Genomic DNA, 20,836 nt, shown 5'->3' with positions numbered 1-20,836 from the left:
TTTTTATTTCTCTCAGTTATTCTTATTTATATCGCTATAAAGCCTGCTTTCGAAACGTACCAGCGGAATGCGTCGTTGTCGCTGATCTTCCGGTGGAACCGCGTAACCCGATAAGAACTGAACGAAAGCGACCCGCGCCCCGCTTGATGTTGTCATAAAGCCGGCCAGGTTATACACGCCCTGCAGCGAACCGGTTTTTGCCGAAACCTTGCCATCCAGCCCGGCTTCATGCAATCCGCCACGATATTGCAACGTACCGTCATAACCCGCCAGCGGCAGCATCGAAATATAATCCAGCGTGCTGTCGTTTTTAGCAATATATTGCAGCACCTGCATCATGGTGTCCGGCGAAACCAAATCGTGGCGCGATAAGCCGGAACCATCAACCTGGATACTGTTGCCCATATCAATATCCGCTTTCTGTTTCAGAATACGACGTACCGCATCTGAACCTGCACGGAAAGTACCGGGCACGTTGAAGTAATGATGACCAATCGTACGGAACACGGTGTCGGCGATCATATTGTCTGATTTCTTCAACATTTTATGTAACAGCGTATGCAGTGGCGCAGACTGCGTTGACGCCAGCACCGTGGCGGGGGGGGTTGCTTGCGTCTGGCGCACTAAATGGCCGCTGTAATCGATGTCTGCTGCCTGAAGTTCAGATTTTAAGATCTCTCCCGCCCAGGCGGCACCATCCTGAACGGCGAAGGCCAGGGGCAAGGGGTCAGCGCGCTGACGCATACAGCCGGTTAAGGTGTAGCGGTTTAACTCGCCCGGCACGACATCCAGTTCGCAGTACTGCCCCTCGCCGCTGTTACGACCAATGGTACGCACCTGGCTTAACATATGCGCCGGATAGTAAGAGGCTATACGGACAAAGGCGTTTTCCCCTGGCGTATCGGCGCTATACAGTGAAACCGAGAAACAGTTTTTATCTACTATTGCCGCTCCCGGCGGGGCGCTAAAGCATTGGGTAAGGTCATTCCATGGCCAGCCGGGCGCCATGTCATGACTGGCAAATACCGAGGTGTCGATCACCAGGTTGCCTTTAATGTGCGTCACGCCCTGCTTTTTTAACGCGGCGACCATATTGCGCAGATCCTGACGGCTCAGGGTTGGATCCCCTGCAAAGCGTGCCACCAAATCACCGTTCAGCGTGCCATCAACCAGCGCGCCTTTCGTTTCAAACGTGGTTTGAAAGCGGTAATCTCCTCCCAGTTCCAGTAATGCCGCCAGTGCGGTGATTACTTTCATCGTACTGGCGGGCAGCGCCATCTGCTTGCCGTGATAATCAATGAGCGGGGCGGATGCGCCTACCTTCTGCACCAGTAGCGCTAAATTAGCGCCGTCGGGCAGGACCTTCATGTATTCATCTACGGGGGCGGCCTGGGCCTGCAGCATAAATGCACAGGTTAATCCGGTAACAAGTCGTAAAAATCGCATAATCTCGCGGTAACTGGCATATGAGGCCGTCAATACTACGTCCCTGGGCGGTGGAAAGTAAACGATGACCCGCAGGGAACTCTGGGTTAAAATGAGTATCAAATTGCAAAACCTTTTTCTGGCCCGGAACCTTTTCTGGGCCAGGATTCTTTTATTTGCAAAACGGGGTAACGCGCCGCAGAACGCTTTTTTCTGCAGTCACCGGTCAGGATGACACCGTTAAACAGGAAAGAAGACGAGGAGCTTAAATGAATCAGATTCCGATGACGTTAAGAGGCGCTGAAAGGTTGCGCGAAGAGCTGAACGAGCTGAAAACCGTGAAGCGTCCGCGCATTATTGCCTCTATCGCTGAAGCCCGCGAGCATGGCGATTTAAAAGAGAATGCGGAGTATCATGCTGCGCGTGAAGAACAGGGTTTTTGTGAAGGCCGCATTCAGGAGATTGAAGCCAAACTCTCCAATGCACAGATTATCGATGTGACGCAAATGCCAAAAACCGGGCGCGTCATTTTTGGTGCGACGGTTAGCGTATTGAACCTTGATACCGACGAAGAGTCGACTTATCGCATCGTGGGTGACGACGAAGCGGATTTTAAACAAAATCTGATTTCGGTGAATTCTCCTATGGCGCGCGGGTTGGTAGGTAAAGATGTTGATGAAGTGGCCATCATCAAAACACCGGGCGGCGATGTGGAATATGAGATCCTAAAGGTGGAATACCTTTAAGTTATTGCTACGCTTTGAAATGCCTTGAAGCACAATGTAAAGAAAGGAAAAAGGCCGCGCTGCGGCCTTTTACCCACTGTGAGAGCATGGCACTTTCTTTGCCCGGTTAACGTGGCAGAGAAATTTTGCTCTCTTTAGAAGGGCGATACAGCACCAGCGTTTTGCCGATCACCTGGACATTGTTGGCGCCGGTTTCACGCACGATGGCCTCAACGATCAGCTGCCTGGTTTCACGATCTTCCGAGGCGATTTTCACCTTAATCAATTCGTGATGCCCCAGGGCGTATTCGATCTCGGCCAGCACGCCTTCGGTCAGGCCGTTTCCACCGATCATTACGACCGGCTTAAGCGGATGGGCAAGACCTTTCAGGTGCTGTTTTTGATTGGTACTTAGATTCATCGTATTTTTTTACTTACTCAGGGATTGAAAACGGTTCATTCTACCGCCATCTCGGGTATATCGCCAAATCGACGCAACCCATTGCGTGCAGGTTTATCGCTACGATGACGATTTAGTTGGAAAAATTATGACGGGTAAAAAGCGTTCAGCCAGTTCCAGTCGCTGGCTCCAGGAACACTTTAGCGATAAATATGTGCTTCAGGCACAGAAAAAAGGGTTGCGCTCGCGCGCCTGGTTTAAACTTGAGGAAATACAGCAGGGTGACAAGCTTTTCAAACCCGGTATGACCGTGGTAGATCTGGGCGCTGCACCCGGCGGCTGGTCGCAATATGCTGTACAGCAGATAGGCGCAAAAGGTCGGGTTATCGCTTGTGATATTCTACCGATGGATCCGATCGTAGGTGTTGATTTCCTTCAGGGCGATTTTCGTGAAGAATCGGTCATCAAGGCGCTGCTTGAGCGCGTTGGCGACCAAAAAGTCCAGGTTGTCATGTCTGATATGGCGCCGAATATGAGTGGTACACCTGCCGTAGATATTCCCCGGTCGATGTATTTAGTGGAGCTGGCGTTGGAAATGAGTCGGGATATTCTGGCCTCCGGCGGTAGCTTTGTAGTTAAAGTGTTTCAGGGAGATGGCTTCGATGAATACCTACGGGAAATTCGCTCCCTTTTTACGAAAGTGAAAATTCGGAAGCCGGACGCTTCACGTTCACGTTCGCGTGAAGTGTATATTGTGGCGACTGGGCGCAAACTATAACCCAATTGCTGGAGAAGCAGGCTGGATCGCTGCGATTCCATGTATGAAGGATATATAGTACCCTACGCTATCTGTTAACACCGTTGTAATATGAGGTTAATCCCTTGAGTGACATGGCGAAAAACCTGATTCTCTGGTTAGTCATCGCGGTCGTGCTGATGTCTGTATTCCAGAGCTTTGGGCCCAGCGAGTCGAATGGCCGAAGGGTTGATTATTCAACCTTCCTGTCGGAAGTGAACCAGGATCAGGTCCGCGAGGCACGTATTAACGGGCGTGAAATTAACGTAATCAAAAAAGACAGTAATAAATACACCACTTACATTCCTGTCAATGATCCCAAGTTGCTCGATAACCTCTTGACCAAAAACGTCAAAGTGGTTGGCGAACCGCCTGAAGAACCAAGCCTGTTGGCTTCCATCTTCATTTCATGGTTCCCGATGCTGCTGCTGATTGGCGTATGGATCTTCTTTATGCGGCAAATGCAGGGCGGCGGCGGCAAGGGCGCAATGTCCTTCGGCAAGAGCAAAGCCCGTATGTTGACGGAAGACCAGATTAAAACCACGTTTGCGGACGTTGCAGGATGTGACGAAGCGAAGGAAGAAGTTGGCGAGCTGGTTGAATACCTGCGCGAGCCGAGCCGCTTCCAAAAACTGGGTGGTAAAATTCCGAAAGGCGTGCTGATGGTGGGGCCGCCAGGTACCGGTAAAACCCTGCTGGCGAAAGCAATCGCCGGTGAAGCAAAAGTGCCTTTCTTTACTATCTCTGGTTCTGATTTCGTCGAAATGTTCGTCGGTGTGGGCGCATCACGTGTGCGTGATATGTTCGAACAAGCGAAGAAAGCCGCGCCTTGTATCATTTTTATCGATGAAATCGATGCGGTGGGCCGTCAGCGTGGCGCCGGTTTAGGCGGTGGTCACGACGAACGTGAGCAGACGTTAAACCAGATGCTGGTTGAAATGGATGGTTTCGAAGGTAACGAAGGTATTATCGTTATCGCGGCAACTAACCGTCCTGATGTGCTTGACCCCGCGCTGCTGCGTCCAGGCCGCTTTGACCGTCAGGTTGTGGTTGGCTTGCCAGACGTACGTGGACGTGAGCAGATTCTGAAAGTGCATATGCGTCGCGTACCGTTGGCAACCGATATTGATGCTGCGATCATTGCGCGTGGTACGCCAGGCTTCTCTGGTGCGGATCTCGCGAACCTGGTGAATGAAGCGGCATTGTTTGCTGCCCGTTCTAATAAACGTGTTGTATCCATGGTTGAGTTCGAGAAAGCGAAAGACAAGATCATGATGGGTGCAGAACGCCGCTCCATGGTGATGACTGAATCGCAGAAAGAATCGACCGCGTACCACGAAGCCGGCCATGCCATTATTGGCCGACTGGTACCAGAACACGATCCGGTTCACAAAGTGACAATTATTCCACGCGGTCGGGCATTAGGTGTGACTTTCTTCCTGCCGGAAGGCGATGCTATCAGCGCCAGCCGCCAGAAACTGGAAAGCCAGATCTCCACGCTGTATGGCGGTCGTTTGGCAGAAGAGATCATCTACGGGGCTGAACATGTTTCGACTGGCGCGTCGAATGACATTAAAGTTGCGACTAACCTGGCGCGTAATATGGTCACTCAGTGGGGCTTTTCTGAAAAGCTAGGCCCGCTGCTGTATGCGGAAGAAGATGGTGAAGTGTTCCTCGGCCGTTCAGTTGCCAAAGCGAAACACATGTCTGATGAAACGGCGCGTATTATCGATCAGGAAGTTAAGCATCTGATCGACAGTAACTACCAGCGTGCTCGTCAGATTCTGGGTGAAAATATGGATATCCTTCATGCGATGAAAGACGCGCTGATGAAGTATGAAACCATTGATGCACCGCAGATTGATGATCTGATGGCGCGTCGTGAAGTTCGCCCGCCAGCAGGCTGGGAAGATCCGGGCAGTAACAATTCTGACAACAGCGGTACGCCAAAGGCGCCACGTCCGGTTGATGAACCGCGCACGCCTAACCCTGGTAATACCATGTCAGAGCAGCTCGACAAATAAGACGTGACTTCGTTAAATAAAACCCCGGCTGGTCCGGGGTTTTTTACATCCTGAAATTGATACATAAGGAGTTTTTCGCCATGAAGCTGTTCGCTCGTGATTCCCATCTCGATTTATCCTTTCCCCATGTGATGGGTATTTTGAACGTCACGCCGGATTCCTTTTCTGATGGCGGTAAACATAACGCCCTGGTTGATGCACTGACACATACCAATGAAATGGTGAATGCGGGCGCAACCATTATTGATGTCGGCGGAGAATCAACGCGGCCTGGAGCCGATGAAGTCAGTGTTGAGGAAGAGCTGGAGCGCGTTATCCCGGTGGTGGAAGCCATCGCGCAGCGCTTTGAAGTATGGATTTCAGTGGATACCTCAAAAGCGGAAGTGATTCGCGAATCAGCACGAGTAGGCGCTCACATCATTAATGATATTCGATCGTTGACTGAACCGGGTGCGCTTGAAGCCGCTGCCGCTACTGGCTTGCCTGTTTGTCTGATGCATATGCAGGGAGAACCACGTACCATGCAGCAGGCACCGGAATATCACCATATTGTAAGCGAAGTGGACGCTTACTTCGCTAACCAGATCGCACGCTGTGAAGCGGCGGGTATCAAAAAAGAGAATCTGCTGCTCGACCCAGGCTTTGGTTTCGGTAAAAATCTCAGCCACAACTATGAATTACTGGCACACCTTAGCGACTTCCACCATTTTGGTCTGCCGCTGCTAGTCGGTATGTCGCGGAAATCGATGATTGGCCAGTTATTGAATGTCGGACCCGCGCAACGCTTAACCGGTAGCCTGACTTGCGCAGTCATTGCCGCAATGCAAGGCACACAAATCATTCGCGTACATGATGTTAAAGAAACGGTCGAGGCGATGCGCGTAGTCGAAGCGACACGGAGAGTAAAAGGATAAGCAGGTATGAGCAATCGTAAATATTTCGGTACAGATGGTATTCGCGGCAAGGTGGGTGAAACGCCGATCACGCCTGACTTTGTACTGAAGCTGGGCTGGGCGGCGGGCAAAGTTCTGGCACGTCACGGCTCAAAAAAAATCATTATCGGCAAGGATACCCGTATTTCTGGTTATATGCTGGAATCGGCGTTAGAAGCAGGTCTGGCGGCAGCGGGCTTATCCGCAGCCTTTACCGGCCCGATGCCGACGCCAGCCATTGCCTACCTGACGCGCACCTTTCGCGCTGAGGCCGGTATCGTTATTTCTGCATCGCATAATCCTTTTGACGATAACGGCATCAAGTTTTTCTCTTCCGAAGGCACAAAATTGCCCGATAAGGTGGAAGAAGCGATTGAACTGGAAATGGAAAAGCCAATCACCTGTGTGGAGTCTGCTGCACTGGGACGCGCCAGCCGCATCGTCGATGCAGCCGGACGCTACATTGAATTTTGCAAAGGTACGTTCCCGAGTGAGTTAAACCTCAATGGCCTGAAAATTGTGGTGGATTGCGCAAATGGTGCCACTTATCACATCGCCCCGAATGTACTGCGTGAATTAGGCGCGACCGTCATTGCTATCGCGACACAACCCGATGGGATGAATATCAACAAAGAATGCGGCGCAACCGATCTGAAAACGCTTCAGCAGCGCGTACTCGCTGAAAAAGCGGATATCGGTTTAGCCTATGACGGTGATGGCGACCGCATCATGATGGTTGATCATCTGGGCGCAAAAGTGGATGGCGATCAAATCCTCTACATCATTGCGCGTGAAGGATTGCGTCAGGGCCAACTGCGCGGCGGCGTCGTGGGCACCCTGATGAGTAATATGGGGCTGGAGCTGGCACTTAAGCAGCTTGGTATCCCCTTTATCAGGGCAAAAGTTGGCGACCGCTACGTCCTGGAAAAAATGCAGGAAAAAGGCTGGCGGCTGGGAGCAGAAAACTCCGGCCATGTTATTTTGCTGGATAAGACCACCACCGGGGATGGTATTGTGGCAAGTTTGCAAGTGCTCACTGCAATGGTGCGTAATCATATGAGCCTGCATGATTTGTGTAGCGGTATGAAAATGCTGCCACAGGTGCTGGTGAATGTACGTTTTTCGGGCGAACACGATCCCCTACAAAGCGAATCAGTAAAAGAAGTCACTGCGGAAGTTGAAAAAACGCTGGCAGGTCGTGGCCGCGTTTTGTTACGTAAATCAGGTACTGAACCGCTGATTCGTGTCATGGTTGAAGGTGAAAATGAGTCGCAGGTCACTGAGTTAGCTAATCGCATCGCTAACCAGGTGAAGGCTATTTAAGCGGATGACAGGCGGTTCTGCTTATCGAACCGCCTGTAAAATCACCGGGGTGGCGCTTTTTTCCGCAAACGGCGTGCATGGCGGAAATTGCACTTGCAGAGGTTTGTGCCTTTGGTTAGTATTCACACCCGCTTCTGATGGGCGATGACGAGATGTCCCATCAATACTGGTTGAAGCTTTAACTGTGCGATTATCGTGCAAGGAACAGGTTGAATATGTACGAAGCTCTTTTAGTTGTTTTCCTTATTGTGGCTATCGCCCTTGTGGGTTTGATCATGCTGCAGCAAGGCAAAGGCGCTGATATGGGAGCCTCATTCGGTGCAGGCGCATCCGGCACGTTGTTTGGTTCTACGGGTTCAGGTAACTTTATGACCCGCATGACTGGCATCCTGGCGGCATTGTTCTTCATCATCAGCCTGGTTCTCGGTAACCTGAACAGCAATAAAACTTCGAAAGGAAGCGAGTGGGAAAATCTTTCAGCGCCAGCGCAGTCTCAGCAGACTGAACAGCCAGCGCAACCGGCAACGCCGGGTAACGATATTCCAAAATAATTCGTCAATGCTTGCGACGCAACTGATTCACGTTGCGGTCTGAAAAGTGCCGAGGTGGTGGAATTGGTAGACACGCTACCTTGAGGTGGTAGTGCCCGATTGGGCTTACGGGTTCAAGTCCCGTCCTCGGTACCAAATCTTAGTATTACTTGCATTCTATGCTTGTTCGGCGTAATATTCGCCACGTTTTCGGACGCGGGGTGGAGCAGCTTGGTAGCTCGTCGGGCTCATAACCCGAAGGTCGTCGGTTCAAATCCGGCCCCCGCAACCACTTTCCCTTAGCGTTCTTTTTCAAATATACTGTGTGCATCTACGGGCGCATTTACAGCGAATTTTAAAAAAATTCTTTTGGATTGTGTCCGGGCCGCTTTGCGGCATACAGGGTCCAGTGATAAAAAGCCCCGAATTTTCGGGGTTTTTTGTTATTAGTGAATCGTAATACTGGGCTTTAGGCCCTTTTTTTATGTCTTGGGGGTGGGCTTGTCCACATTAGAGCAAAAATTGACAGAGTTGGTATCGGCTCCAGTAGAAGCGCTGGGCTACGAACTGGTGGGAATTGAATTCGTTCGTGGTCGCACATCCATTCTGCGCATCTATATTGATAGTGAAGATGGCATCAATGTCGATGATTGTGCGGATGTCAGCCACCAGGTAAGCGCAGTAATGGATGTGGAAGATCCCATTACCGTGCCTTACAACCTTGAAGTGTCCTCACCGGGGCTCGATCGTCCGCTGTTTACCGCTGAACATTATGTGCGCTTTACAGGTGATGAAGTGAGTCTGGTGCTGCGTATGGCCGTTCAAAACCGCCGTAAATGGCAAGGGATCATTAAGTCTGTTGAGGGTGAGATGATCACGGTAAACGTTGAGGGTAACGATGAAGTGTTCGCGCTGAGTAATATTCAGAAAGCGAACCTGGTCCCCCACTTTTAAAAGTCCGGATTGAGGCTAACCAGGATGAATAAAGAGATCTTAGCTGTTGTAGAAGCCGTTTCTAACGAAAAAGCCCTGCCGCGTGAGAAAATCTTCGAAGCGCTGGAGAGCGCGCTGGCTACTGCGACCAAGAAAAAGTACGAGCAAGAAATTGACGTACGCGTAAGCATTGATCGCAGAAGCGGCGATTTCGATACGTTCCGCCGTTGGGAGATCGTAGAAGAGGTTACACAACCGACCCGCGAGATCACGCTGGATGCGGCCCGCTTCGAAGATGAAGCATTCAATCTGGGCGAATATGTTGAAGATCAGATTGAATCGGTGACCTTCGACCGCATCACTACTCAAACCGCGAAACAGGTTATCGTACAAAAAGTACGCGAAGCTGAACGCGCAATGGTGGTTGATCAGTTCCGCGAGCAGGAAGGTGAAATTATTACTGGCGTGGTGAAAAAAGTTAACCGCGACAATATTTCGCTGGATTTAGGTAACAATGCCGAAGCGGTTATTCTGCGTGAAGACATGTTGCCGCGCGAAAACTTCCGCCCAGGCGACCGCATTCGCGGCGTGCTGTATTCAGTGCGCCCAGAAGCGCGTGGCGCGCAGCTGTTTGTGACCCGCTCTAAACCAGAGATGTTGATCGAACTGTTCCGCATTGAAGTACCTGAAATTGGCGAAGAAGTGATCGAAATTAAAGCCGCAGCTCGTGATCCGGGCTCGCGTGCCAAGATCGCGGTAAAAACGAATGACAAACGTATCGATCCAGTGGGTGCCTGTGTAGGCATGCGCGGCGCGCGTGTCCAGGCTGTTTCCAGCGAACTGGGTGGCGAGCGCATTGATATTGTTCTGTGGGACGACAACCCGGCACAGTTTGTTATTAACGCCATGGCTCCGGCTGATGTGGCATCAATCGTGGTGGATGAAGATAATCACACCATGGATATCGCTGTTGAAGCTGGCAATCTGGCTCAGGCGATCGGTCGTAACGGCCAAAACGTGCGTCTGGCTTCCCAGTTAAGTGGTTGGGAACTGAACGTGATGACTGTCGATGATCTGCAAGCTAAGCATCAAGCTGAAGCGCATGCCGCCATCGATATGTTCACTAAACATCTCGACATCGATGAAGACTTCGCCACCGTATTGGTAGAAGAAGGCTTCTCCTCGCTGGAAGAGTTGGCTTATGTGCCAATCGACGAGTTGTTGGAAATCGACGGTCTCGACGAAGAGACTATAGAAGCCCTGCGTGAACGAGCAAAAAATGCGTTAACCACCCTGGCATTAGCGAAAGAAGAGAGCCTTGGTAATCAGGAGCCCGCTGAGGATCTTCTGAATCTTGAAGGCCTGGATCGTGCGCTGGCTTATCGCCTGGCAGCAAAAGGCGTTTGCACGCTGGAAGATCTCGCTGAGCAAGGTGTTGACGATCTGACGGATATTGAAGGTTTGACTGATGAGCAAGCCGGCGCGCTAATTATGGCCGCTCGAAATATCTGCTGGTTCGGCGATGACGCGTAATAACAGGAAGGAACAGCATGACAGATGTAACCGTAAAATCGCTGGCCGCAGAAATTCAGACTCCGGTCGATCGCCTGGTACAGCAATTTGCTGATGCGGGGATCCCTAAGTCTGAAAACGACGCAGTGTCCCAGCACGAGAAAGAAACCTTACTGTCTCACCTGAATCGTGAGCATGGTCAGGCCGGTTCAGGCAAGCTGACGTTGCAGCGCAAAACGCGTAGCACCTTGAATATTCCAGGCACCGGGGGTAAAAGTAAGTCGGTGCAAATTGAAGTCCGCAAAAAGCGCACATACGTGAAAGGCGATGCAGAATCTGAGCAAGCTCAGGCTGAAGCAGAAGCTGAGGCGCAGCGTGTAGCGGAAGAGCAGGCGCAACGCGAGGCTGAAGAGAAAGCCCGTCGCGAAGCTGAACAAAAAGCGCAACGTGAAGCCGAAGAAAAAGCCAGGCGCGAAGCCGCTGACAAGGCCAAACGTGCAGCAGCGGAAAACGAGAAAGTGACAAATCAACCTACCGATCACGCGACCAGGGCTGCGCAGTCTGACAAAGCCCGTCGCGAAGCAGAAGCTGCCGAACTGAAGCGTAAGGCTGAAGAAGAAGCTCGCCGCAAGCTCGAAGAAGCGGCGCGTCTCGCAGCTGAAGAAGCCCGCCGTCTGGCCGAAGAAAAAGCGGCTGAATGGGAAAAACCGGAAGAAGAAGATAAAGGCGATTATCACGTCACGACTTCTACGCACGCACGCCAGGCAGAAGACGAGAACGATCGTCAGGTCGAAGCAGGTCGTGCGCGTACTCGCAGCACCAAAGCAGCACGTCCGGCGAAAAAAGGCAACAAGCATTCAGAAGCCAAAACTGACCGTGAAGAAGCGCGTGCCGCTATTCGTGGCGGTAAAGGTGGCAAACATCGTAAGCCAAGCGCGTTACAGCAGAGCTTCAACAAACCCGCTCAGGCCGTTAACCGCGATGTCATCATCGGTGAAACCATCACCGTAGCCGAGCTGGCTAACAAGATGGCGGTGAAAGGTTCACTGGTCATTAAAGCAATGATGAAGATGGGCGCCATGGCGACTATCAACCAGGTTATCGATCAGGAAACCGCTCAGCTGGTTGCTGAAGAAATGGGCCATAAAGTTACCCTTCGTCGTGAAAACGAGTTGGAAGAAGCGGTAATGGGCGATCGTGATACCGATGCGGCGCAGGAGTCTCGTGCACCCGTTGTGACTATCATGGGCCACGTTGACCACGGTAAAACTTCATTGCTGGATTACATTCGCTCCACCAAAATCGCCTCTGGCGAAGCGGGCGGCATTACTCAGCATATCGGTGCTTATCATGTCGAAACTGACAATGGCATGGTGACGTTCCTTGACACCCCTGGCCACGCCGCGTTTACCGCGATGCGTGCGCGTGGTGCTCAGGCAACGGACATCGTTATCCTGGTTGTTGCAGCGGATGATGGCGTCATGCCACAGACCATTGAAGCAATCCAGCATGCCAAAGCGGCGAAAGTGCCGGTTGTGGTGGCTGTGAACAAGATTGATAAGCCAGAAGCCGATCCAGACCGTGTTAAGAATGAGCTGACACAGTACGGTATCATCCCGGAAGAGTGGGGCGGCGAAAACATGTTCGTCAACGTTTCTGCAAAAGCCGGAACCGGTATTGATGACCTGCTTAATGCCATTCTGCTGCAAGCGGAAGTTCTCGAATTAACAGCTATTCGTGAAGGTATGGCGAGCGGTGTCGTTATCGAATCGTTCCTCGACAAAGGTCGTGGTCCGGTTGCGACCGTGCTGGTACGTGAAGGTACGCTGAACAAAGGCGACATCGTACTGTGCGGCTTCGAATATGGCCGCGTTCGTGCGATGCGTGACGAACTGGGTCGTGAAGTGGCGGAAGCAGGTCCTTCTATCCCGGTTGAAATTCTGGGCCTGTCTGGCGTTCCGGCTGCGGGTGATGAAGCGACCGTAGTGCGTGACGAGAAAAAAGCACGTGAAGTTGCGCTGTATCGTCAGGGTAAATTCCGCGAAGTGAAACTGGCGCGCCAGCAGAAGTCGAAGCTGGAGAATATGTTCGCCAACATGACTGAAGGCGAAGTGTCCGAGTTGAACATCGTGCTGAAAGCTGACGTACAGGGTTCTGTGGAAGCTATCTCCGACTCCTTGCTAAAACTTTCTACCGACGAAGTGAAAGTGAAGATTGTTGGCTCTGGCGTAGGCGGTATTACAGAAACCGACGCCACCCTGGCAGCAGCTTCGAACGCCATTATCCTGGGCTTTAACGTGCGTGCCGATGCATCAGCGCGTCGCGTCATTGACGCGGAAAGCGTGGACCTGCGCTACTACTCGGTCATCTATAACCTGATCGATGAAGTGAAAGCAGCCATGAGCGGCATGTTGGCACCGGAGTATAAACAGCAAATTATTGGTCTGGCTGAAGTCCGTGATGTGTTCAAATCACCGAAATTTGGCGCTATCGCAGGTTGTATGGTGACGGAAGGTAATATCAAACGTCACAATCCAATTCGCGTTCTGCGTGACAACGTGGTGATTTATGAAGGTGAACTGGAATCACTGCGTCGCTTTAAAGATGACGTTAATGAAGTTCGTAACGGCATGGAGTGTGGTATCGGCGTTAAGAACTATAACGACGTCCGTACTGGCGACATGATTGAAGTCTTTGAAGTGATTGAAGTTAAACGCACCATCGCATAAATATCCGCTGATGTGATGCAATTTGGGAGGCCGCTGGCCTCCCGAATTATTTTGGAGAAATGATTATGGCGAAAGAATTTGGTCGCCCGCAGCGCGTATCACAAGAGCTGCAAAAAGAGATAGCGATGATTCTGCAGCGCGAAATTAAAGATCCACGTCTGGGCATGATGGTTACCGTCTCCGGCGTTGAGGTCTCACGCGATCTCGCTTATGCCAAAGTGTTTGTCACCTTCCTCAACGACAAAGATGAAGAAGCGGTGAAAAACGGCCTGAAAGCACTGAAAGAAGCGTCTGGCTATATTCGCATTCTGCTGGGCAAAGCGATGCGCCTGCGCATCGTGCCTGAACTGACCTTTTTCTACGACAACTCACTGATAGAAGGGATGCGTATGTCTAATCTCGTGAGTAGCGTCGTGAAAAACGATGCTGAACGTCGTGGAACAGATGCAAAGGATGAGGACGAGGAAGCGTAATGAGTCGTCCCCGTCGACGCGGCCGTGATGTCCATGGCGTTCTGCTGTTGGATAAGCCGCAAGGTGCCTCTTCCAATGATGTCCTGCAAAAGGTGAAGCGTATTTTTAACGCGAACCGGGCAGGCCATACTGGCGCGCTTGATCCGCTGGCAACCGGCATGCTGCCGATTTGCCTGGGAGAAGCGACCAAGTTTTCCCAGTATTTGTTAGATTCCGATAAGCGCTATCGCGTTATCGCCCGTCTTGGCGAGCGTACTGATACGTCGGATGCCGACGGCAACGTGGTGCAAACGCGCCCGGTCACTTTTACTCAGGCTGAACTGGATGCTGCGCTGGATAGCTTCCGTGGCGAGACGCAACAGATTCCATCAATGTTCTCAGCATTGAAGTATCAGGGACGGCCGCTCTACGAATATGCGCGTCAGGGCATTGAAATAGCGCGTGATGCGCGCTCCATCACCGTCTACGAATTGCAATTTATTCGCTGGCACGATGATGAGCTGGAGCTGGAAATCCATTGTTCCAAAGGGACGTATATTCGCACCATTATCGATGATCTGGGCGAGAAGCTCGGCTGCGGTGCCCACGTCATTATGTTGCGCCGCGTGCAGGTTGCGCGGTATCCCTTTGAAAAAATGGTAACGCTGGAGCAGCTTAATGCGCTGCTTAACGCCGCCACTGAAGCAGGAATTCCGCTTGCTGAGCAACTTGATCCGCTGTTGTTGCCAATGGATAGCCCGGCCTCTGCTTTTCCGGAAGTTAATCTGCCTTCGACGGTTGCAGCCTACTTCAGACAAGGGCAGCCGGTACAGGCCAGCAATACGCCCCCGGAAGGATTAGTACGCGTTACGGAAGGGGATGAACGCAAGTTCATTGGCATGGCCGAAATCGCTGATGATGGGCGTGTGGCGCCACGTCGTCTGGTGGTTGAGTACCAGGATTGAGCCATGCGCTGTTTTCGCCTGACGGGAGATTTGCGTTGCCATCGGGCGAAGAGTAGAATGGCGCAGCTTTAAAGCGGGATGCTGAATTAGAGATCGGCACCCATACATTCATTTAACTGGAGTTTATTATGTCTCTAAGCGTAGAAACTAAAGCAGAGATCGTTGCTAAATATGGTCGTGGCGCTAACGACAGCGGTTCAACCGAAGTTCAGGTTGCACTGTTGACCGCGCAGATCAACCATCTGCAGGGCCACTTCTCTGAGCACAAAAAAGACCACCACAGCCGCCGCGGTCTGCTGCGTATGGTATCTCAGCGTCGTAAGCTGCTGGATTACCTGAAGCGTAAAGACGTTGCACGCTACAGCAGCCTGATCGAAAGCCTCGGTCTGCGTCGCTAAGTCTGAAGGATCTGATCAAGGACATTACGCAGACAGTTTGCAAAAAATCGTCTACGATCAGATTTGTGCAAGTTTCGCGAAAAGGGGGCCTTTATGGCCCCTTTTTTCGAGCAATCGGCAGCAATCCAGACCAAACTCATGTATTGTTGCTTAGAGTGATCTTCGATTGCAGAGGTTCGCGCGGCTAATGAGAGGCTTTACCGCAGGGGCGGTTAAGGGTTGTCATTAGTCGCGAGGATGCAACAGAAGATCGGTAATCAATGGCAGGCTAAAGATAGCTCTGCCCCGAAGTTAAGGATGTTAATTTTGCTGAACCCGATCGTACGCAAATTCCAATATGGTCAGCATACCGTCACGCTGGAAACCGGCATGATGGCACGCCAGGCCACTGCAGCCGTTATGGTGAGCATGGATGATACGGCAGTATTCGTTACCGTTGTTGGCCAGAAAAAAGCTAAGCCAGGTCAGGATTTCTTCCCACTGACTGTAAACTATCAAGAACGTACCTATGCTGCTGGTCGTATTCCTGGAAGCTTCTTCCGTCGTGAAGGCCGTCCAAGCGAAGGCGAAACGCTGATTGCGCGTCTGATTGACCGCCCGGTTCGCCCGTTGTTCCCGGAAGGTTTTGTTAACGAAGTTCAGGTTATCGCTACCGTCGTTTCGGTAAACCCGCAGGTTCATCCAGACATCGTTGCGATGATTGGTGCTTCTGCTGCGCTGTCTCTGTCTGGTATCCCATTCAACGGCCCAATCGGTTCTGCGCGCGTCGGTTACATCAACGACCAATACGTACTGAACCCAACTGCGGATGAGCTCAAACAATCTCGTCTGGATCTGGTTGTTGCCGGTACGCAGAATGCGGTACTGATGGTTGAGTCTGAAGCTGACGTGCTCAGTGAAGAACAAATGCTGGGCGCGGTCGTTTTCGGCCACGATCAGCAGCAAATTGTTATCGAAAATATTAATGCGCTGGTTGCCGAAGCGGGCAAACCACGTTGGGACTGGCAACCAGAAGCGACCAACGATGCACTCAATACACGCATCGCTGCGTTGGCTGAAACGCGCCTGAGTGATGCTTACCGCATCACAGAAAAACAGCAGCGCTACGAGCAGATCAACCTGATCAAAAGCGAAACTACTGCTGCTCTGCTGGCGGAAGACGAAACGCTGGATGAAGGTGAAATCAGCGATCTGCTGCACGCTATTGAGAAGAACGTGGTACGTACCCGTATTCTGAATGGTGAGCTGCGTATTGATGGCCGCGAAAAAGATATGATCCGTGGTCTGGACATTCGTACTGGCGTGCTACCCCGTACTCATGGCTCTTCACTGTTTACCCGTGGCGAAACGCAGGCGCTGGTTACCGCGACGCTAGGGACTACGCGTGATGCGCAGAATCTGGATGAGCTGATGGGTGAACGTACCGACAGCTTCCTGTTCCACTATAACTTTCCTCCTTACTCCGTTGGCGAAACCGGTATGGTTGGTTCGCCGAAGCGTCGTGAAATTGGTCACGGTCGTCTGGCGAAGCGTGGTGTGTTGGCCGTTATGCCAAAAGCGGAAGATTTTCCTTACACAGTGCGCGTAGTGTCAGAAATCACCGAATCAAACGGCTCATCGTCCATGGCTTCGGTCTGTGGTGCTTCACTGGCATTGATGGATGCAGGCGTGCCGATTAAAGCCGCTGTTGCAGGTATCGCAATGGGCCTGGTGAAAGAGGGCGAGAAGTTTGTTGTTCTGTCTGACATCCTGGGCGATGAAGATCACCTTGGCGACATGGACTTCAAAGTCGCGGGTAGCCGTGATGGCGTAACTGCGCTGCAGATGGATATCAAAATCGAAGGCATCACCCGTGAAATCATGCAGGTAGCGCTGAACCAGGCTAAGGGTGCACGTCTGCATATCCTGGGCGTTATGGAACAGGCGATCAGCACACCGCGTACCGAGATTTCTGAATTTGCACCACGCATCTACACCATCAAAATCAATTCAGACAAGATCAAGGATGTTATCGGTAAAGGCGGCTCAGTGATTCGTGCGCTGACTGAAGAAACCGGTACGACCATTGAAATCGAAGATGACGGTACCGTGAAAATTGCGGCCAACGATGGTCTGAAAGCGAAAGAAGCTATTCGCCGCATCGAAGAAATTACAGCTGAAATCGAAGTGGGCCGCATTTACAATGGTAAAGTGACGCGCATTGTTGATTTCGGTGCTTTTGTTGCGATCGGTGGCGGTAAAGAAGGCCTGGTGCATATTTCGCAGATCGCTGATAAGCGTGTTGAGAAAGTCACTGACTATCTGCAGATGGGTCAGGAAGTACCGGTCAAGGTGATGGAAGTTGATCGTCAGGGCCGCGTACGTCTGAGCATTAAAGAAGCGACAGAAGCCGCGCCGCAGGTTGAAGAAGCCGCAGCGAGCACACCTGACGCTGAGTAATACGTTCCTGATTTGCCTCTCCTTGCCTGGCGGGGAGAGGCGTTTGTGTTATCGCGAGGGCGGGAATCCTTGTGCACAGCAGGCGGATGACAGGACGGTTATCCCAATGTTTGTATTCGGGAGTGGGAAATGAAGCCTTTTTTGCGCTGGTGTTTTGTTGCGACAGCTTTGACGCTGGCAGGATGCAGCAACTCCAATTGGCGTAAGAACGAAGTTCTTGCAGTACCTCTACAGCCCACACTGCAACAGGAAGTGATTCTGGCGCGTATGGAACAAATACTTGCCAGTCGCGCCCTCACCGATGATGAACGCGCACAGCTTTTATATGAGCGCGGAGTGTTGTATGATAGTCTAGGTCTACGGGTATTAGCGCGGAACGATTTCTCGCAAGCGTTGTCTATTAGACCTGATATGCCGGAAGTTTTTAATTACCTCGGCATATATTTAACGCAGGCGGGCAATTTTGATGCCGCCTATGAAGCGTTTGATTCTGTACTTGAGCTTGATCCAACTTACAACTATGCGCATTTAAATCGTGGTATCGCCCTCTATTACGGCGGTCGATACAAGTTAGCGCAAGATGATCTGCTGGCGTTTTATCAAGACGATCCTAACGATCCTTTCCGCAGCTTGTGGCTCTATCTCGTTGAACGTGAGACAGATGTCGACAAAGCAAAAGTAACGTTGCAACAGCGTTATGACAAAGCGGTTCGAGATCGATGGGGATGGAATATTGTCGAGTTCTACCTTGGCGACATCAGCGAAAAAAGGCTGATGGAACGTCTCAAGGCGGACGCAACGGATAACACCTCGCTCGCTGAACATCTCAGTGAAACCAACTTCTATTTAGGTAAGTATTACCTAAGTCTGGGGGAGAAGGACGACGCGAAAGCGTTGTTCAAACTGGCGGTGGCCAACAACGTAAACAACTTTGTTGAACACCGATACGCATTGTTGGAACTGGCGCAACTCGGCCAGGCACAAGACGATTTATCAGAATCTGACCAGCAATAGCTGACGAACTTTTATTGCCTGAATACCTGTAAAGTCATCATCTTCAAGGGTGAAGGCTTTTTTGTTCGTCAAAACTTTTAATTTGAGCCGGTTCACACTTTTTGATGAAAATGACTGAAAGTTTTCACGACGAGTTATGTAGACTGGCCGCCGAAATCTACGAGGCACGTGTACTACATGACTGATATTCAAACCACTTTTGCTGACCTTGGCCTGAACGCCGACATTCTCGAATCACTGAACGGTATGGGTTACGTTAAACCCTCTCCAATCCAGGCTGAGTGTATTCCTCACCTGCTGGCTGGCCGTGATGTGTTGGGTATGGCGCAGACCGGGAGTGGTAAAACTGCGGCCTTCTCACTGCCGCTGTTAAACAACATTGCTCCAACCGTCAAAGCACCACAAATTCTGGTGCTGGCACCCACCCGCGAATTGGCGGTTCAGGTTGCTGAAGCTGTAACTGAATTCTCTAAACATATGCGCGGCCTGAACGTTGTGGCCCTTTACGGCGGCCAACGTTACGACGTACAGCTGCGCGCCCTGCGCCAGGGGCCACAAGTTGTTGTGGGTACGCCTGGCCGTCTGCTAGACCATTTGAAACGCGGTACGTTAGATCTGTCTAATCTGCGTGGTCTGGTGCTGGACGAAGCTGATGAAATGCTGCGTATGGGCTTCATCGAGGACGTTGAAACTATCATGGCGCAGATTCCAGAAGGTCATCAGACCGCTCTGTTCTCTGCCACCATGCCGGAAGCGATCCGTCGTATCACTAAACGCTTCATGAAAGATCCGCAGGAAGTGCGTATCCAGTCAAGCCTGACTACGCGCCCGGACATCAGCCAGTCTTACTGGACCGCTTACGGTCGCAAAACTGACGCGCTGGTTCGCTTCCTTGAGTCTGAAGATTTTGATGCCGCTATCATCTTCGTACGTACTAAAAACGCAACTCTGGAAGTGGCCGAAGCGCTGGAGCGTAGCGGTTATAACAGTGCTGCACTGAATGGTGACATGAATCAGGCCCTGCGTGAGCAGACACTGGAGCGCCTGAAAGATGGTCGTCTGGATATTCTGATTGCCACCGATGTTGCTGCTCGTGGTCTGGACGTTGAGCGTATCAGCCTGGTTGTTAACTATGACATCCCGATGGACGCAGAATCATACGTTCACCGTATTGGTCGTACCGGTCGTGCTGGCCGTGCTGGCCGTGCGCTGTTGTTCGTTGAGAACCGCGAGCGCCGCCTGTTGCGCAACATCGAACGCACCATGAAGCTGACTATCCCGGAAGTTGAGCTGCCAAATGCAGAGCTGTTGGGTCAGCGTCGTCTGGCTAAGTTTGCGGCTAAAGTTCAGCAGCAGCTGGAAAGCAGCGATCTGGATATGTATCGTGCGCTGCTGGCTAAGTTACAGCCGGAAGAAGAGCTGGATATGGAAACGCTGGCTGCTACGCTGCTGAAAATGGCGCAAGGCGAACGTCCGCTGATCCTGCCACCGGATGCACCGCGTCCACAGCGCCGTGAGTTCCGTGATCGTGATGACCGTGATGGTCGTCGTGACGGCCGCGAATCTCGTGGTTCACGCGACAGCCGTGATGGCGATCGTCCTCGTCGCGAGCGTCGTGATGTTGGCGAAATGCAGCTGTACCGCATTGAAGTTGGCCGTGATGATGGGGTTGAAGTTCGTCACATTGTTGGCGCGATTGCTAACGAAGGCGACATCAGCAGCCGTTACATTGGTAACATCAAACTGTTCGGTACGCACTCAACTATCGAGCTGCCAAAAGGCATGCCGGGCGAAGTACTGCAACACTTTACTCGCACGCGTATTCTGAATAAGCCGATGAAAATGCAACTGCTGGGTGACGCACAGCCGCACGAAGGACGTGGCGGTGAGCGTCGTTCAGGTGGTCGTGACTTCGGTGGCGAGCGTCGTGGTGGCGGTGCAGGTCGTGAAGGCGGTCGTCGTTTCTCTTCTGAGCGCTCTGGCGGCCGTGAAGGCGCTGGACGTAGCTTCAACCGCGAAGGCGGTCGTGGCCCTCGTCGTGAAGATGGCGCTGCACCACGCCGTCGTGATGCATAAAACTGAGCGGGGCAGCAATGCCCGCTAAGTGATGACCAGCCTTAGCGCAGGTTACTGTTTTCTGTACGCTAAAACGCCTGATGCATTGCATCAGGCGTTTTTATTTCAGGCCAGGTAAACGCTGGCTACTCACATTCCTCATCTATCCCTACCTTCGCGCCTC

At 51.8% G+C, this 20,836-nt stretch carries 18 protein-coding genes and 2 tRNA genes; 18 read left to right on the top strand and 2 right to left on the bottom strand.

The features are described from left to right. Positions 1–12: 12 nt before the first annotated feature. Positions 13–1,446: a serine-type D-Ala-D-Ala carboxypeptidase gene (dacB, locus tag H2P46_RS11520; protein WP_193405189.1), complete on the bottom strand. Its 1,434-nt coding sequence runs from the start codon at positions 1,444–1,446 to the stop codon at positions 13–15. Between the two features lie 248 nt (positions 1,447–1,694). Between dacB and greA the strand changes: the two genes are divergently transcribed. Further along, positions 1,695–2,171 carry a transcription elongation factor GreA gene (gene greA / locus H2P46_RS11515; protein WP_193405188.1) on the top strand — a complete coding sequence of 159 codons (477 nt, stop codon included), beginning with the start codon at positions 1,695–1,697 and terminating at the stop codon, positions 2,169–2,171. Between the two features lie 106 nt (positions 2,172–2,277). On the opposite strand, the gene yhbY is transcribed toward greA, so the two are convergent. After that, a complete protein-coding gene (gene yhbY / locus H2P46_RS11510; protein WP_193405187.1) occupies positions 2,278–2,571 on the bottom strand; it encodes a ribosome assembly RNA-binding protein YhbY in 294 nt (97 codons plus the stop codon). A 127-nt stretch (positions 2,572–2,698) separates the two neighbouring features. Between yhbY and rlmE the strand changes: the two genes are divergently transcribed. From rlmE to H2P46_RS11425, 17 genes are all read left to right on the top strand, one after another. Beyond that, positions 2,699–3,328, top strand: a complete 630-nt coding sequence (gene rlmE, locus H2P46_RS11505; protein WP_193405265.1) for a 23S rRNA (uridine(2552)-2'-O)-methyltransferase RlmE — start codon at positions 2,699–2,701, stop codon at positions 3,326–3,328. Between the two features lie 113 nt (positions 3,329–3,441). After that, positions 3,442–5,370: an ATP-dependent zinc metalloprotease FtsH gene (gene ftsH / locus H2P46_RS11500; protein ID WP_193405186.1), complete on the top strand. Its 1,929-nt coding sequence runs from the start codon at positions 3,442–3,444 to the stop codon at positions 5,368–5,370. An 80-nt stretch (positions 5,371–5,450) separates the two neighbouring features. Further along, entirely contained in the window at positions 5,451–6,284 is an 834-nt protein-coding gene (folP, locus tag H2P46_RS11495) for a dihydropteroate synthase (protein WP_193405185.1), read from the top strand. 6 nt (positions 6,285–6,290) lie between these two features. Further along, positions 6,291–7,625, top strand: coding sequence for a phosphoglucosamine mutase (glmM, locus tag H2P46_RS11490; RefSeq protein ID WP_193405184.1), 1,335 nt, complete (start codon positions 6,291–6,293; stop codon positions 7,623–7,625). 215 nt (positions 7,626–7,840) lie between these two features. After that, positions 7,841–8,176 (top strand): preprotein translocase subunit SecG, encoded by a 336-nt coding sequence (secG, locus tag H2P46_RS11485; protein ID WP_193405183.1) that lies wholly within the window; start codon positions 7,841–7,843, stop codon positions 8,174–8,176. Positions 8,177–8,224: 48 nt separating this feature from the next. Next, positions 8,225–8,311 (top strand) — tRNA-Leu (locus H2P46_RS11480). Positions 8,312–8,370: 59 nt separating this feature from the next. Then, positions 8,371–8,447 (top strand) — tRNA-Met (locus H2P46_RS11475). Between the two features lie 209 nt (positions 8,448–8,656). After that, positions 8,657–9,109, top strand: a complete 453-nt coding sequence (gene rimP / locus H2P46_RS11470; protein WP_193405182.1) for a ribosome maturation factor RimP — start codon at positions 8,657–8,659, stop codon at positions 9,107–9,109. Positions 9,110–9,133: 24 nt separating this feature from the next. Then, positions 9,134–10,621 carry a transcription termination factor NusA gene (nusA, locus tag H2P46_RS11465; RefSeq protein ID WP_193405181.1) on the top strand — a complete coding sequence of 496 codons (1,488 nt, stop codon included), beginning with the start codon at positions 9,134–9,136 and terminating at the stop codon, positions 10,619–10,621. A 17-nt stretch (positions 10,622–10,638) separates the two neighbouring features. Then, the gene (gene infB, locus H2P46_RS11460; protein ID WP_193405180.1) at positions 10,639–13,329 is read left to right on the top strand and encodes a translation initiation factor IF-2; all 2,691 of its coding nucleotides are present in this window, start codon (positions 10,639–10,641) and stop codon (positions 13,327–13,329) included. A gap of 65 nt (positions 13,330–13,394) precedes the next feature. Beyond that, positions 13,395–13,802, top strand: a complete 408-nt coding sequence (gene rbfA, locus H2P46_RS11455) for a 30S ribosome-binding factor RbfA (protein WP_193405179.1) — start codon at positions 13,395–13,397, stop codon at positions 13,800–13,802. After that, positions 13,802–14,746, top strand: coding sequence for a tRNA pseudouridine(55) synthase TruB (gene truB, locus H2P46_RS11450; RefSeq protein WP_193405178.1), 945 nt, complete (start codon positions 13,802–13,804; stop codon positions 14,744–14,746). The genes rbfA and truB overlap by 1 nt, the downstream gene beginning before the upstream one ends. Positions 14,747–14,874: 128 nt before the next feature. Beyond that, on the top strand, positions 14,875–15,144 hold the full coding sequence (rpsO, locus tag H2P46_RS11445; RefSeq protein WP_193405177.1) for a 30S ribosomal protein S15: 270 nt from the start codon (positions 14,875–14,877) through the stop codon (positions 15,142–15,144). Positions 15,145–15,450: 306 nt separating this feature from the next. Continuing rightward, positions 15,451–17,583: a polyribonucleotide nucleotidyltransferase gene (pnp, locus tag H2P46_RS11440; RefSeq protein ID WP_193405176.1), complete on the top strand. Its 2,133-nt coding sequence runs from the start codon at positions 15,451–15,453 to the stop codon at positions 17,581–17,583. A 129-nt stretch (positions 17,584–17,712) separates the two neighbouring features. Continuing rightward, positions 17,713–18,597, top strand: a complete 885-nt coding sequence (nlpI, locus tag H2P46_RS11435) for a lipoprotein NlpI (RefSeq protein ID WP_193405175.1) — start codon at positions 17,713–17,715, stop codon at positions 18,595–18,597. 104 nt (positions 18,598–18,701) lie between these two features. Next, positions 18,702–18,782 carry a protein YrbN gene (yrbN, locus tag H2P46_RS23415; RefSeq protein ID WP_105592957.1) on the top strand — a complete coding sequence of 27 codons (81 nt, stop codon included), beginning with the start codon at positions 18,702–18,704 and terminating at the stop codon, positions 18,780–18,782. Beyond that, entirely contained in the window at positions 18,775–20,673 is a 1,899-nt protein-coding gene (locus H2P46_RS11425) for a DEAD/DEAH family ATP-dependent RNA helicase (RefSeq protein WP_193405174.1), read from the top strand. The genes yrbN and H2P46_RS11425 overlap by 8 nt, the downstream gene beginning before the upstream one ends. Positions 20,674–20,836: the final 163 nt, after the last annotated feature.

The organism is Mixta mediterraneensis (genome assembly GCF_014946725.1).
Classification (GTDB): Bacteria; Pseudomonadota; Gammaproteobacteria; order Enterobacterales; family Enterobacteriaceae; genus Pantoea; species Pantoea mediterraneensis.
Note: the sequence above shows the minus strand (reverse complement) of the source record. Positions and strands in the feature narration are given on the sequence as shown.